Origin of the sequence: Sulfurirhabdus autotrophica (assembly GCF_004346685.1) — a bacterium.
Lineage (GTDB): Bacteria > Pseudomonadota > Gammaproteobacteria > Burkholderiales > SMCO01 > Sulfurirhabdus > Sulfurirhabdus autotrophica.
Genome location: NZ_SMCO01000009.1, coordinates 27,099 through 39,012 on the forward strand (window position 1 = coordinate 27,099; position 11,914 = coordinate 39,012).

An 11,914-nucleotide genomic window follows, 5' to 3' on the forward strand; every position below is an offset into this window, starting at 1 on the left:
TTATTCATCAGTTGATATTAATGATAGAATTTCGCAATGCATTCAACGCCTAATTTAGCCCTTGAAAATGAAGTAATTACGGTAAGTGAGCTTAACCGTAGCGCCAGACAGGCTTTAGAAAGAGCAATCCCCCTAATCTGGGTGGCAGGCGAAATCTCAAATTTGACTCGGGCCGCTTCAGGCCACTGGTACTTTTCTCTGAAGGATGACAAAGCACAAGTAAAGTGCGTCATGTTCCGGCACAAGAATCAGTATATGGACTGGGCGCCAGAAAACGGCATGCAGGTAGAAATTCGCTCATTGGTCACGCTGTATGAGCCTCGCGGCGATTTTCAGCTGAATGCGGAAGCGATGCGCCGATCCGGGCTAGGTGCACTGTTCGAAGCATTTGAAAAGCTTAAGTCGCGCTTATCGCAAGAAGGATTGTTTGATGCGGAGCATAAAAAACCGTTACCAGCCATCCCCGGTCAGATTGGCGTTATCACTTCTAAAGATGCAGCAGCGCTGCGTGACGTGCTCACTACTCTTCGAAGAAGAATGCCAGGAATACCCGTTGTTATCTATCACACACCAGTACAGGGGGAAGGCGCTGCACAACGTATTGCAGATGCTATTCATATCGCAGCGCAACGCAATGAATGTGACGTACTGATTCTGTGCCGCGGTGGTGGCAGCATTGAGGACTTATGGCAATTTAATCAGGAAGTTGTGGCAAGAGCAATCTTTGAGTCGGCTATCCCTATCGTTTGTGGGGTCGGACATGAAACCGATATAACGATCGCAGATTTTGTTGCAGATGAGCGCGCACCTACCCCAACTGCTGCTGCTGAATTAGTTGCCCCAAACCGGCTGGAACTACTTCAAAAACTGGAAACAACCAACATGCGCCTTTATCGCATGATGGGACGAGTGCTGGAAGTACGCATGCAGCATCTTGATCATATTTCACGCCGACTTGTTACTCCAAGCGAACGGTTGAATAACCGGCAGACGCAATTACAGCATCTGCAACAATATCTGCAAAATGCATTTAACCGCCAGTTAAACAATACATCATGGGAATTAAAACAGATTGAACAACGATTGCTGACGAAACGCCCTGATATTGAGAGTAAATTGACGTTTCAAAAAAACCTTACTCATCGTTTGCAGCAAACCATGACACAACAACTGGAAAGCACAAACCACACCTTGCAGCGACTTACGGCCAATTTACTGCACCTTAATCCGCAATCCGTCCTGGACAGGGGCTACAGTATCACTCAAACAGCATCAGGGAATATCGTTCGAAGCAGTACTGAAGTAAATTTGGGAGACATACTCAAAATCACACTGGCAAAAGGTTCATTAACAAGTGAAGTAACAGAAAAAAATTCTTAGCTGACTTATCCTGCGTTTTCCTGAGTTTATTCATTTAAACTCAGGAAAACCATTCACAACTCAGCGTTATCTCGCCTGATAAAAACTCACTTTATACCGTGCTTTTTTACATTGAGTGAACCAATGTAAATCACCTTCAGTTGCACCAGCGTTGCCAGCAGCAGGAGACCGCTTGTAAAGCTCACATAAACATTCATGATCGGTTACTCGTTTAAAGTTGGTTGCATCCTTGACCAGACCTGGTAGTCGGCAAGACATTTGTGCTTCTGAGCTAATAATAAAGGATTTATCCCGAGGAGATTCAAGGCTCTGCGCTTTCGTTGCTACAGCTTCATCGTTTAGTGATGCTTGAACGATTTTTTCAGCGGTTACCTTATTTTCAGTAGCAAAGGAATCGATCTTCTGAACCAGATTACCAATTACTTCGATGCTTGAACCGGAAACATCCTGTGAAGCAATAATGTCAGTAATGATATGCTCGCTGGCTTGATAAAATGCGGTGCCATCGATAGTTTCAGAATGTGCCTGCGGTATGCTTGAGAGTACAATAGCGGTGATTGCAGCAAAATACTTTGCATAGTTACGTAGTGTGACCATGGGTTAGCTTCCCCTTCAATATTGCGAGTTGCTGCCTGCAACTCCATCTTCCTTTTGTAAGTAATTAATTTTTGCAGTAAGTTAGTGCTGATTTCTTACCACGCCATACATGAACTAAAAGCAATCTTCGTACCAGAATTCAAATAAAGCCCGCAATACCGCTATTTTAAAGGGATTATGATTTTTGGCTGTCAAATTAACCATTATTAAATTGACAATTATCGTCACATTGTGTCAGCCAATCGTGCCAGATCCAAATACAGCTATAAATGACACTTTTAAGCCTTTTTAACCATTACTGATTCTTAACGCGAAGTAGAATGGTTCATTTTGCAGTTAAATAGCAGTTAATAAAAAATTATTTAAAAACATGAAGCTACAACATAAATATGAGCAAGAAACCCAAACACACAGGCAATACAACATGGCGCTGGCGGATTGACGATAATTCAGCAGTGACGACTAATTTTTGGCACCCGATACACCTCAGGTCGAGACAAAATCCCTAAAAGAAAGGCTTCAAGTAAGACACTACGTTGCTTGCCAACTTGTCATCCATACATTCAAAAGACTGAAGGTCAGGAGTGGAGCGTAACCACGTTAACTGACGTTTGGCTAACTGTCGTGTGGCGATAATGCCCTTTTCGCGCATGGTATCATAATCAAACTCCCCATCCAGATACTGCCAGACCTGGCGATACCCGACGCAGCGCATAGAGGGAATAGCCAGAGACAAATTATAATTTTCTCTCAACCATCGCACTTCATCAATGACACCTTGTGACAGCATCACATCAAAACGCTGCTCAATCCGTTGATGTAACTGAGAGCGATCATTTGGCAACAGTGCTATATTGAAAACCTGATAAGGAAAGGATGAGGTATTTTGTCGGCCAAATAACACCGACATGGGTTCTCCGGACAAATAACACACTTCCAGCGCGCGCTGGACGCGCTGACTATCCATTGGGTTCAGGCGCTGCGCTGTTTCCGGATCGAGACGGGCCAGTTCGGCATGCAATGCAGGCCAACCGTTCTGCCTTGCCCGTTCACCAATCTCGTTACGCAGTCGCAAATCCGCCTTTGGCAAATCGCTTAAACCATGCTGTAGCGTCTTGAAATAAAGCATGGTTCCACCAACTAGCAAAGGAATTTTACCCCGTGAGGTAATATCCGCCATCAGAGCAAGGGCATCGGTTCTAAACTGTGCAGCAGAGTAACTTTGCGTCGGGTCAATTATGTCAATAAGGTGATGGGGGGCCACTTTCAGAATGTCCGCTTCTGGCTTGGCTGTACCAATATCCATATGACGGTATACGAGGGCCGAATCCACACTGATAATTTCTACCGGCAGATGCTGCATCAACTCAACGGCAACACCGGTTTTACCGCTGGCGGTCGGACCCATCAGAAATATAGCCGGGGGCTGGCTAATACTCATTGTCCACGCATAAACATTTTATCAAGCTCGGATACCGTCAATTGGAACCAGGTTGGACGACCGTGGTTACATTGACCAGAGCGTTCAGTGACTTCCATTTCCCTTAAAAGGGCATTCATTTCCGGAATGGTCAATGTACGATTAGCGCGCACCGATCCATGGCACGCCATGGTAGAAAGTAGTTCGTTTCGTCGCTCGGTTAAAACGCGGCTCGCTCCGAACTCGCGAATATCTTTCAGCACATCACGGGCAAGCTGCGCCGCATCTGCATCCTTGAGCATTGCCGGTACTGCGCGTACAGCAAGGGCAACAGGAGAAAGTGCTGCCATATCAAAACCTAATTCTGTTAGCGTATCCGCATTCTCTTCAACGGTTACCACATCCAGTTTATCGGCATTGAATGTCACCGGGATCAGCAACGGCTGCGCCGCGATTGCATGGGCATCCAAAGCTGTTTTAAGCTGTTCATACACTACCCGTTCATGGGCAGCGTGCATATCCACCACAATCAGCCCTTTGACGTTTTGCGCCAGAATATAGATACCATGCAATTGTCCCAGCGCAAATCCGAGCGGGGGAATTTCCTGTTCATACTGAATTGTCTCACCGGCAACCGCAACAGATTTTACTGACGAATTATTACCAAACATTGTCTGGTAAAAGCCCTGGGGCTGGGCAACCCCTAATCCCATTTGTGTCTGATGTGTAAAAACTGGCGGTTGTGGCGCATAGGGCCGGGATACGGCTGTTTCATGGTTTATAGGCATTGCTACCTCACCGGCTTTTGACCCTGCCAGCGACTTGTTCAAAGCATGATAAAGAAATTGGTGAATCGCCCTTCCATCGCGGAAACGCACTTCAATTTTGGTCGGATGGACGTTTACATCCACCCCCTGCGGGTCCAATTCAAGAAACAACACAAATGCGGGATGCCGTCCATGGTGAAGTACATCTTGATAGGACTCGCGCAATGCATGGGAAATCAGTTTATCCCGAACAAATCTACCGTTTACAAAGACATATTGAGCGTCGCGTGTACCCTTGGAGTAAGTAGGAAGGCCAGCCAGCCCCCATAATCTCAAACCACTGGATTGCTCATCCACCACAACAGAAGCCTGTGCAAATTCATCCCCAAGGATGGCTGCAATTCGCTGCCTTGGATTCCCTTGCGCGCTGCGCAAGGCTCGCTGCGCCTTGCCATTATGCATCAAGGTAAAGGCTGTTTCAGGCCGGGACAGCGCAATGCGTTTAAACATTTCATCGCAGTGAGCAAACTCTGTTGCTTCAGTTTTGAGAAATTTGCGCCGGGCAGGGGTATTAAAATACAGATCATTCACTTCGATCGTAGTACCTGCAGCAAGAGCAGCAGGTTGAGGCTCTGACATCGCCCCACTTTCCAGAAATATTTGCCAGGCATGTTTTTCACTGGCCTGGCGGCTGGTCAATGTCAAACGTGATACAGCAGCAATACTGGCTAAGGCCTCACCCCGAAAACCAAGGCTACCCACCTGTTCAAGATCTTCCAGCGAATTAATTTTACTGGTGGCGTGTCGCGCAACCGCCAAAGGAAGTTCATCACGGGCAATACCGCCACCGTTGTCTGCGACTTGCAAGAGCTTGATACCGCCCTGCATTAATCGCACCTCGATCTCTGTTGCGCCAGAGTCCAGACTATTTTCCAGCAATTCCTTGAGGGCTGAGGCGGGACGTTCTACTACCTCGCCGGCGGCGATCTGATTGATCAGAAGATCGGATAAAACATGAATGGATGACATAAACAGGCGATTGGCCAAAGTAGTAATTTTTTAAAATTATACCTGTTTCAGACAGGGATTTCCCCTTCGGCCATTCTCACCCTCTTTACCACCTGTACCTAAAAGATGGAAAAGCAAACCGGGATACGCTTTAAAACTAGCGCTTTGGTCCTCTAAAATCATGGTGACAAGATTTACAGCTCTCTTCGACAGCATCATAAGACTTGCGAATAGCTTCCAGATTATCGCCTTTAGCAGACTGCGTGAGTTGCTCGCTGGCTTTAATGAATTTCTGCTGCGCCTGCTTAAACTCTTCAGGCTTTTGCCAAATATCAGGCTTTGCTCTGGTTGGAGAATAATTACTGTCAGGCGTAAAATACTGCCAAGGTTTATTGGTTAGCGCTTCCAATGCAGCAGCCTGTTCCAAAAACTGTTGTTTATCGTAAGCCGCTCGACCTCGCACAGTTAACCCCATTGGTTCAAATGTTCGAAGGATTTCTTTGAACACTAGTTTTCTTTTTGTTACTGGCTGGCCAGCATGAGTATCAGCCTCTTCACCGCTACATGCTGTTAATGCAAGACATACAAAACTTAAAACCAGAAATCGTGAAGTCATAATCGGGAAAATACTTTTTTTACGCGCTTGCGCGCTATCAAAACTGGGCATTTCAATTTCCATTAAAAACAGTCAAACAAACCTACAGGGGGGTGATATTAGATATATTTCAGCGAATACGCAAAATTATTACAGCATTTCAACGCCATAAATCAATTTCAGAGACATTTAACTCCCACAATATTCGGCGTCTGGAGCAATCAGTTACAAACACAAATTAACACTACGAATAATTTTTACGTTTGTTGGAAACACAGAATCTGATTTAGTTCAAAACAGGTAACAATTAAATTGCTCTTTCCCTTTCAGACACCCTTGTACAGAGCGATTCATGCCTGCACAACCTAAAATTATCCATCGACAAAACTTGACTCAGAAGCGCAGTTATTGTTTAATATCCGAGTAATTCACTCGGATATAGTGAAGCGTAAACGTTTTATACAACAATTTAGGAAGGTTTGATTATGGAACTACCAGATCGCGACGGTGACGGTTACCTCAAAGATATGAACGATTGGACACCAGAAATTGGCCGCGCTATGGCCGAAGCAGATGGCTATGAGCTTGATGATGTCAAATGGAACCACATTTTGAAAGCACGCGAGTTTTACGAAGAAGAAAGCGTTGTTCCTCCAATTCGTAAATTTGCAAAATTTTTAGGTGAAGATCAAAAAGTTATTTTTAACGTATGGATGACTGGCCCAATGAAGCCAATCACCAAATACGGTGGTCTGCCAAAACCAACCGGTTGCGTATAACCGGCCATTGGTCTGCTTTACCGGTCAATGCCCATCAGGATGAATCTGTCATCCTGATGGGCATTGATTCAATCTGTAAATATGTAATTCTCCATGCCAGAAATAAATCCGCAAGTCATCGTATTTTTACAAGAACTTGCTGAACAAAAATCAGATTACATTTGCACTTCAACGCTCCCAGATACACAAGTATCTCTCCGCTTCACTAGCAATTTCCAGAAACGTCCAGTTATATGGGACACGAGCATTACAACACTCCAGCACTACTATCAAAACAGAGATCAGGATACCGGCCTGCAGTTCATGGAAATTCAAGAATCATCTGACAGCATTTACAAATTAACTGTTGGACTTAACCTTCCGATTATAGATATCCCGGTAATCAAAAAAACCATCATCATGATCCGCAATTACAAGCTACTCAGGATTGGGCGTCATGAATGGGGAAAGCAGTCCTAAGCATTCATTCCGAAACAAACCATTCATTTTGCGCAACGGTGTGCATAACGAAATACAAGGCCGTTACCTCCCTTTCTCTCATGTAAACTCAAGTTACCTCCCAAGCGAACCGCAGCTTCCCATGCGATCGCAAGTCCCAGACCATTACCTTCCCCTGATGTACCAGTTATTCGGTAAAAGGAATCAAACACTCGTTCGCGCTCTGATACTGGAATTCCAGGACCGTTATCTACAACTTCTATCACGGGGCATCCATTGTCAGACAACAACCGAAGTGTCACCTCACCATCCTCATGCGTGTACTTAAGCGCATTTTCCAGAGCATTCTTTAGCATCAACCGGAGAGCGTCCGGCGCACCGGTTATAGACAATGGCGCCATTTCTTCCAGCCCAAGGTCGATATGCTTTGCTTCAGCAAATGGCAAATGTTCTACAATCAGTTCACGGGCAACTTCCGATACATTAATCTTGTTCTCCCCTGGAATACCAGCCTGGGTTCTGGCCAGGTTCAGCAGTTGCTCAGTCAGTTGTCGCGCGCGCTCGATACCCTCCTGAAGTGGCGCTACACGCTCACGCATTTCATTCAGCGATCCAGTTTTAACCAAATTCTGCGCCTGAATTGATAATGCAGTGAGCGGACTACGAAGCTCATGTGCTGCATCTGCAATAAAACGCCTCTGATTTCCCATCAAATTATTTACCCTGTCCAGCAATCGATTAATGGCATGCACAAAAGGGGTGATCTCACTCGGCAGGCTATTATCATCTATCGGCTGAGGCCGATCTGCCGATTGCTCATCCAGGCTCCTGGAAAGCCGGGTTATAGGCGCAAGTTCAGTTCGCACAATCCATACAACAAGCCACACAAGTAGCGGAAGTAATAACAACAAAGGAATCAGCGTGCGCAAAGCACTGTCAATCGCGATCTCATTACGCGCATCGGTAGGTTGTGCGACAACGGTACGTTTTCCGGTGGATGAATCACGAACATACACACGAAGCTGTTCCGAAGTAGTGCTCAGGGTATGAAATCCCGATGACAGGTTAGCAGCAAGCCAATCGGGACGACGATCTCCAGGAATATGGATAACCACAACGCGAGACTCTGGATCACTCAGCAGAATTTCACTGGCAATTTTCTGCTGATTCTGCAACCGCGTATCGGCGGTAATACTCTGATTTAGCATTGCTATCTGTCTAAGCATGTCATCCTGAAATTCCTTTGCCTCAGAGTAGGCAAGAAAAAAAGAAGCAGTCGCTGCGATCAAACCAGTCAGCAGGATTGCACTACCTAACATAAGCGACAGATGTCTCTGCAAAGACCTTTTCATAAGGCTTTTTTCACCATCCAACCTGCACCGCGCACATTTTTGATAACATCAGCCCCAAGTTTCTTGCGCACGCCATGAATTAAAAAATCTACTGCATTACTTTCTACCTCTTCATTCCAGCCGTATATCCGTTCCTCTAGCTCAGTTCTTGCAAAAATTGACCCTGGGCGCAACAACAAGGCATGCAGAAGCGAATACTCCCGCGCACTTAACACCTCCACCACTTCACCACAACGTGCTTCGTGTGTTGCGGGGTCAAGTTCTACAACACCATTACTTAACACTGGCGCAGACTGTCCGCCCTGGCGACGAGTTATCGCCCTTAACCTTGCGAGCAGTTCATTAATATCAAAAGGTTTTACCAGATAGTCATCTGCGCCAAAATCCAATCCTTTGATGCGGTCTTCAACCCCGTCACGTGCCGTGATCACTATCACCGGAACCGCATTACCAGCTAGACGCAGGTGACGCAACACTTCCAACCCATCCCGTTCAGGCAACCCCAAATCAAGCAGCACGGCCTGATGCTCCCCTGTACGAAGGACGCTTTCAGCTGATTCGCCATCTCTTACCCAGTCCACCGCATAAGCGGCATCTTTAAGAGCAACGGATACGGCTTCACCAATCATTTGATCATCTTCAACAAGCAGGATACGCATCTGGCTCTCTCAACTAACTGTGCACTTCATTGTCTCACCCAGCCCCTTCGGATAAAACCGGAAAATAAAATCCGGTATAGCGGCAATATCAAACTCATTAAAGGTGGAATCAATCGATGCTCTTTACGCTTGACTATCCAGGCACTACCCCATGCTACCAACACAGCGCCCAGAATATCAAGCGGGAAATGCACCCCCAGATAAATGCGCGCCCAGGCCACGGGCACACCCAGTAAAAACAATACCCAACCTGTAAGCCGGAATTGCTTATTCAGCAACAGACTAATAGCAACCGCCCAAATCAGTGTCAAATGATCACTGGGAAACGAACTATCCATGACATGCGGAATAAGTGTAAGACCAATCCCAGCCTCAAAAGGTCTGGGGTGATACCAGTATAATCCGATAACCTGATTGACCAACAGTGCGAACAAGCCTGCCACCGTTGCAGCTACCAGTGCATGTCGCGCCAGATTTGCGCTTCGCAACCACACTATTTTCAACCCGGCAGGAACAATCCAAATCAGACTTTCTGCAATAAAAACAGCTAAATTAACCATAAACCCTGACGCACCAGGGGCGGCGTTGATCAGCAAAAAAAGGGATTGGTTCACGTGTTCCATTACAGGCTCTCGATTAGTTTCATCATCTATTCGCCTTTTTCACACCTTACCTGCAGCCTTCTTACTGAAGCTTAAATAAGTCACCATTCCCAGGATAGCGGCAAGGAATAAAATGCTGGTAACAATTGTTCCCAATCCAATACCACCATTTGCTGCAGGTTGCGACAAGTAATCACCAAATGATGCACCGAGTGGGCGTGTCAGGATATAAGCAATCCAGAATGCCAAAACAGCATTTGCCTTGAATGCGTAATAAAAGAGTGTCACGAAAGCAATCATTGCGCCAAACATGAAAGTTGAGTTGGCATAACCCAGCTTCAGTCCTTCTGCAGCAAGATCTCCAGCAGCAGTACCCAGAGCAAAAGTGAACAGGATCGTCGCCCAATAAAACCATTCACGCTTAGTTGAATAAATAGTATGGATAGACAGTGTTTTCTCGCTCACATACCAGAAGATAAAAGTCGCCAGCAATGCAAGACTAAAAACAATTGTCGTTGTTTCCAGCGAAACGCCAAAATTATCCACCAGATTATCAGTTATCAGCGTTCCCACTATGCTGATCAGTACGACGACCATCCAGTACATCCACGGTACGTACTTTTGGGATCGCATTTGAATAAACAGGAAACCTGCCAGCGACACCCCCATGAGAACTGACGTTCCAGTAAGTCCAAAATGTAAATTGAAATTAAGAAAATCAGCTGCGGTTTCACCAACTGTTGTAGCCATGATTTTAATGAACCAAAAATAAAGCGTCACCTCTGGCACCTTATTCAGCATCAACTTTACATCTTCACGTGTAAGTGAACTCATTTACACTCTCCTGTGAGTTTAGAAAGCCAGAGCTGCAGCTCTGGCATAAATACTTCTGTAAGAATTAGTCTGCCCGATCGTGATGATCATCGTGATCGTTCTTATCTTCCACAGCCGCAATCACTTTGCCACTCGTTGGGTCAACTTCCACATCCATGACATTTTTGTCTTTTACCACTTCAATATCGAAAACGTACTGCCCTTTGGCACGCTCATATTCTGCACGGGAAGCTTTTCCACCCACATGCTGCTCTGCGGCTGCAATAGCTTGCGTAATACTGACTTTTGCTGCTGTGACAGCCAGCGCATCGTTTTCAAGGGATTTAGCCGCAAAGGCGGTGCCAATGGCTGCGGCAGACAGAACAGAAAGAACTACAAGTTTAACTATGTGTTTCATGATAATCGCTCCTTAAAATTACGCGGATATTCACGTAGTAATAAGGATAGCGATCTAGAATTAGGGGAGAATTAGCGACCTGCGAGAAATAAGCAGTTATCTGATATTGCAGAATTATATGTAAATGCCACCATGCGTGGGCATTACCAAGGGATGGCTACCGGAACTGAACAGCAACATACCCATAAAGAAACTGATGATTGCGACAAAAATGCTGGCAAAAAATGCAGTCCAGAAACCCGTTATTTTAAAGCCGGGCACCATCGCCGCAACCAGCAACATCATCAACGCGTTGATCACCAGCAGAAAAAAACCAAACGTTACCAAGGTTAATGGCAACGTCATGAAAATGAGAACCGGCCTGACAATTGCATTTGCAAATCCCAACAACAACGCCGAAACAAACAGCGATGTTTTGGTGGAAAAAGTGACCCCATGAAAAATAAAACTGACTATCCATAGAGAAAAAGCGGTAATGCACAAATGCAACAGAAAAAGTGGAAATGAATCTAGCACTGGTTTTATTCCTGTATTTATTGGTTATGTCTGCAAACATGAAACATGTATCAATATCGGTTAGCTGGAAAGTTGTGCCATCAGGTAAATAAGCTCGGCGGTATTCTGCGGACCTGGGCTGGGGGTAAAAGATACATGTTCTTTTATTGTCATGTAAGCAATTGCCTTGCGCAATGCAATAGGGTCAGAGTGGAAACGCGGTGTATAGATATCCCCTTCCACAATATAAATAACATGTTCATAGGTTTTTTTGAGTGATGCTACATTATTGAGAACATGTTTATCCATCACGCTTAACATGAAATCGGTACTGGATTTGCGCTCAATGATGATGGAGTTTCCAATGGCATAGTCACCGAACTCCATTTCCACAAACTCATATTCCAAGCCAGGGAAATTCCCGGAAAATTCCTTCCAATGTTTAATTACCTGTGTATTTTTCTCTCGGGAATCTATTTTAATCCGGATTGGTTTAACTACATCATTCATCAATTATTACCTTTGCCTAGCATGCTTAAAACCTCTTCAGGTTCCTCTACTCTTCAACAAGAATCAAGCGAGGCAGATTAA

General features: G+C 45.3%; 14 protein-coding genes. 3 read left to right on the forward strand and 11 right to left on the reverse strand.

The genetic code is table 11. The annotated features are described in order from the left end of the window. Positions 1-36 precede the first annotated feature (36 nt). The gene (gene xseA, locus EDC63_RS10155; protein ID WP_124946778.1) at positions 37-1,380 is read left to right on the forward strand and encodes an exodeoxyribonuclease VII large subunit; all 1,344 of its coding nucleotides are present in this window, start codon (positions 37-39) and stop codon (positions 1,378-1,380) included. Between the two features lie 66 nt (positions 1,381-1,446). Here the strand turns inward: xseA and EDC63_RS10160 are convergent, their stop codons facing one another. The 4 genes from EDC63_RS10160 to EDC63_RS10175 form a co-directional block, all read right to left on the reverse strand. Further along, the gene (locus EDC63_RS10160) at positions 1,447-1,977 is read right to left on the reverse strand and encodes a hypothetical protein (protein ID WP_124946777.1); all 531 of its coding nucleotides are present in this window, start codon (positions 1,975-1,977) and stop codon (positions 1,447-1,449) included. Positions 1,978-2,482: 505 nt separating this feature from the next. Then, on the reverse strand, positions 2,483-3,418 hold the full coding sequence (gene miaA, locus EDC63_RS10165; RefSeq protein WP_189836519.1) for a tRNA (adenosine(37)-N6)-dimethylallyltransferase MiaA: 936 nt from the start codon (positions 3,416-3,418) through the stop codon (positions 2,483-2,485). Then, positions 3,415-5,193, reverse strand: coding sequence for a DNA mismatch repair endonuclease MutL (gene mutL / locus EDC63_RS10170; RefSeq protein WP_124946776.1), 1,779 nt, complete (start codon positions 5,191-5,193; stop codon positions 3,415-3,417). The genes miaA and mutL overlap by 4 nt, the downstream gene beginning before the upstream one ends. 136 nt (positions 5,194-5,329) lie before the next feature. Beyond that, positions 5,330-5,851: a c-type cytochrome gene (locus EDC63_RS10175; protein WP_124946775.1), complete on the reverse strand. Its 522-nt coding sequence runs from the start codon at positions 5,849-5,851 to the stop codon at positions 5,330-5,332. Positions 5,852-6,252: 401 nt separating this feature from the next. On the opposite strand from EDC63_RS10175, the gene EDC63_RS10180 reads away from it, so the two are divergent. Continuing rightward, complete coding sequence (locus tag EDC63_RS10180) at positions 6,253-6,546, forward strand: TusE/DsrC/DsvC family sulfur relay protein (RefSeq protein WP_124946774.1); 294 nt, start codon at positions 6,253-6,255, stop codon at positions 6,544-6,546. 93 nt (positions 6,547-6,639) lie between these two features. Beyond that, positions 6,640-7,005 carry a hypothetical protein gene (locus tag EDC63_RS10185; protein ID WP_124946773.1) on the forward strand — a complete coding sequence of 122 codons (366 nt, stop codon included), beginning with the start codon at positions 6,640-6,642 and terminating at the stop codon, positions 7,003-7,005. 23 nt (positions 7,006-7,028) lie between these two features. On the opposite strand, the gene EDC63_RS10190 is transcribed toward EDC63_RS10185, so the two are convergent. From EDC63_RS10190 to EDC63_RS10220, 7 genes are all read right to left on the reverse strand, one after another. Further along, positions 7,029-8,336: an ATP-binding protein gene (locus EDC63_RS10190; protein ID WP_124946772.1), complete on the reverse strand. Its 1,308-nt coding sequence runs from the start codon at positions 8,334-8,336 to the stop codon at positions 7,029-7,031. Next, entirely contained in the window at positions 8,333-8,995 is a 663-nt protein-coding gene (locus EDC63_RS10195; protein ID WP_124946771.1) for a response regulator, read from the reverse strand. The genes EDC63_RS10190 and EDC63_RS10195 overlap by 4 nt, the downstream gene beginning before the upstream one ends. Positions 8,996-9,021: 26 nt before the next feature. Then, a complete protein-coding gene (locus EDC63_RS10200) occupies positions 9,022-9,609 on the reverse strand; it encodes a phosphatase PAP2 family protein (protein WP_223272287.1) in 588 nt (195 codons plus the stop codon). Positions 9,610-9,657: 48 nt separating this feature from the next. Next, a complete protein-coding gene (locus EDC63_RS10205) occupies positions 9,658-10,431 on the reverse strand; it encodes a COG4705 family protein (protein ID WP_124946769.1) in 774 nt (257 codons plus the stop codon). A 64-nt stretch (positions 10,432-10,495) separates the two neighbouring features. Further along, positions 10,496-10,828 carry a PepSY domain-containing protein gene (locus EDC63_RS10210; RefSeq protein WP_124946768.1) on the reverse strand — a complete coding sequence of 111 codons (333 nt, stop codon included), beginning with the start codon at positions 10,826-10,828 and terminating at the stop codon, positions 10,496-10,498. 114 nt (positions 10,829-10,942) lie between these two features. Further along, positions 10,943-11,344, reverse strand: a complete 402-nt coding sequence (locus EDC63_RS10215) for a phage holin family protein (RefSeq protein ID WP_124946767.1) — start codon at positions 11,342-11,344, stop codon at positions 10,943-10,945. Between the two features lie 60 nt (positions 11,345-11,404). Then, positions 11,405-11,833 (reverse strand): ERCC4 domain-containing protein, encoded by a 429-nt coding sequence (locus EDC63_RS10220; protein WP_124946766.1) that lies wholly within the window; start codon positions 11,831-11,833, stop codon positions 11,405-11,407. Positions 11,834-11,914: the final 81 nt, after the last annotated feature.

What these genes read in the sequence shown, in the direction of transcription:
- xseA (WP_124946778.1), top strand. Translation starts at nt 37, where the DNA reads ATGCATTCAACGCCTAATTTAGCCCTTGAAAATGAAGTAATTACGGTA.
- EDC63_RS10160 (WP_124946777.1), bottom strand. Translation starts at nt 1,977, where the DNA reads ATGGTCACACTACGTAACTATGCAAAGTATTTTGCTGCAATCACCGCT.
- miaA (WP_189836519.1), bottom strand. Translation starts at nt 3,418, where the DNA reads ATGAGTATTAGCCAGCCCCCGGCTATATTTCTGATGGGTCCGACCGCC.
- mutL (WP_124946776.1), bottom strand. Translation starts at nt 5,193, where the DNA reads ATGTCATCCATTCATGTTTTATCCGATCTTCTGATCAATCAGATCGCC.
- EDC63_RS10175 (WP_124946775.1), bottom strand. Translation starts at nt 5,851, where the DNA reads ATGGAAATTGAAATGCCCAGTTTTGATAGCGCGCAAGCGCGTAAAAAA.
- EDC63_RS10180 (WP_124946774.1), top strand. Translation starts at nt 6,253, where the DNA reads ATGGAACTACCAGATCGCGACGGTGACGGTTACCTCAAAGATATGAAC.
- EDC63_RS10185 (WP_124946773.1), top strand. Translation starts at nt 6,640, where the DNA reads ATGCCAGAAATAAATCCGCAAGTCATCGTATTTTTACAAGAACTTGCT.
- EDC63_RS10190 (WP_124946772.1), bottom strand. Translation starts at nt 8,336, where the DNA reads ATGAAAAGGTCTTTGCAGAGACATCTGTCGCTTATGTTAGGTAGTGCA.
- EDC63_RS10195 (WP_124946771.1), bottom strand. Translation starts at nt 8,995, where the DNA reads ATGCGTATCCTGCTTGTTGAAGATGATCAAATGATTGGTGAAGCCGTA.
- EDC63_RS10205 (WP_124946769.1), bottom strand. Translation starts at nt 10,431, where the DNA reads ATGAGTTCACTTACACGTGAAGATGTAAAGTTGATGCTGAATAAGGTG.
- EDC63_RS10210 (WP_124946768.1), bottom strand. Translation starts at nt 10,828, where the DNA reads ATGAAACACATAGTTAAACTTGTAGTTCTTTCTGTTCTGTCTGCCGCA.
- EDC63_RS10220 (WP_124946766.1), bottom strand. Translation starts at nt 11,833, where the DNA reads ATGAATGATGTAGTTAAACCAATCCGGATTAAAATAGATTCCCGAGAG.